Genomic DNA, 1,596 nt, shown 5'->3' on the forward strand with positions numbered 1-1,596 from the left:
TTCTCCAGCACCAGCACGCGCTTGCCCGCGGCGCGCATGACCAGCGCCGCACACAGGGAGCCGCCACCGCTGCCCACCACTACATAGTCGAAAGTCTCGTCCATTTTATTATCCCCCCGGGGTTGCTCAGGACTTGCGCGCGTGCAGGTTGATGCTGGCGGTCTGCAGGTCCGCCGGCAGGTCGAGCAGGACCCGGAACACATCGGTGACCGACTCGAACTGGGAGATTGGCCGCTCGGTGAGGTTCAGGCCCGCCGCCATCGCCGCCTGGTGGAAGGCCATGGCGTCGTTCATGTCCACGTCCCAAGTCTTGCCCTCCTCGAACATGGCCCCGGCGCGCACATTGGTGACGCGGATACCGCTGTCTTCCAGTTCGATGCGCAGGCTCTCGCTGAAGCGCTCCAGGCCCGCCTTGGTCGCCTGGTAGACGGACAGGTGGGGGAAGGGCAGGGCGATGGACTCGCTGGTCACGTTGATGATCTGGCCGCCGGCGGCCAGCAGCGGGATCGCCGAGCGCGCGCAGAGCATCGGGCCGGCCAGGTTGGTGGTGACCGCGCCGAGGATCTGCCGGTCGCTGGCGTTGACCACCTGGAACGGTTCGAAGATCGCCGCGTTGTTGATCAGTACGTCGATCTGCGGGTACTGCTCGCCGATGCGGGCAAAGGCGGCGCGCACCGAGTCGGGGTCGCCGACATCGCAGCCCACCGCCATGGCGTTGTCGCCGATCTCCGCCGCGGCCGCCTCGACCTTGGACAGGGTGCGGCCGAGCAGGACGACGCGCTCGCCGTCGTGGGCGAAACGCCGCGCCAGTGCACGGCCGAGGCCGACGCCGGCGCCGGTGATCACGATGATTTTTGACATGGCTTGTTCTCCTGCAAAACCGCGGGTGCGCGGGAATTATATTGTTGTTGTCGTCGTTTGTCGGTGCCTGTAGCTCAATCCTGTTTCGCGTACACGGAAAGGTCGCCGGCATAGGCGACACCGCCGGGCCAGAAAGCGTCGCCGCTGATCTTGTTGAAGTAGTGCACGGTGCGCGCGAAAGAGCCGGTCTTCGAGCGCGGCTGCATGGCCACGCCGCTGGGGCTCTTGCCCTGGGCTCGGGCGCTGAAATCGCCGATGGTGAACCACAGGTCGTCGGACTGTTGGGCGCACAACACCAGCTGGTCGCCGGGGCAGTGGCGCCGCGGCTCGATCTGCACCTCGGCCAGCTCGCCGCGCTTCATCGCCACGTGGCCGGGGACGTTGATCACTTCGTGGCTGTGCACGTCTTCGTACCAGGCCTGGTACTCATCGTAGTGCCCGGCGACATAGTTGCCGAGGATTACGGACACGCCCGAGAAAGGCTTGTCGCGCTGCCAGTTCGGGCTGGGCTTCCAGTCGCCGAACAGGCGGTAGCTGTAGATGCGCTCGGCGTCGTCGGCTGCCGTCCAGCCGGCGTCGCGCGCCTGAGCCAGCAGCGGGCCGAGGGCGGGCAGGTCGATCTCGGGCGCCGGCAGGTCGAAGTCGTAAACGCTCAGGTAGCGCCAGGGCTGCAGGATGTCCGGCATGATCTGCTCGGCGGCCACCTCGAAGCGCTCGGCGTGCTGGAAACCGCGC

At 66.9% G+C, this 1,596-nt stretch carries 2 protein-coding genes; both read right to left on the reverse strand.

Features of this window, described 5'->3' with window-relative positions:
* Positions 1-126: 126 nt before the first annotated feature.
* On the reverse strand, positions 127-861 hold the full coding sequence (locus E4634_RS21060; protein ID WP_135446657.1) for an SDR family oxidoreductase: 735 nt from the start codon (positions 859-861) through the stop codon (positions 127-129).
* A 74-nt stretch (positions 862-935) separates the two neighbouring features.
* Positions 936-1,596, reverse strand: a 661-nt coding sequence (locus tag E4634_RS21605; protein ID WP_167855021.1) for a hypothetical protein, incomplete at its 5' end; no start/stop codon positions are given.

This window comes from Mangrovimicrobium sediminis, assembly GCF_004745945.1.
Taxonomy (GTDB): domain Bacteria; phylum Pseudomonadota; class Gammaproteobacteria; order Pseudomonadales; family Halieaceae; genus Mangrovimicrobium; species Mangrovimicrobium sediminis.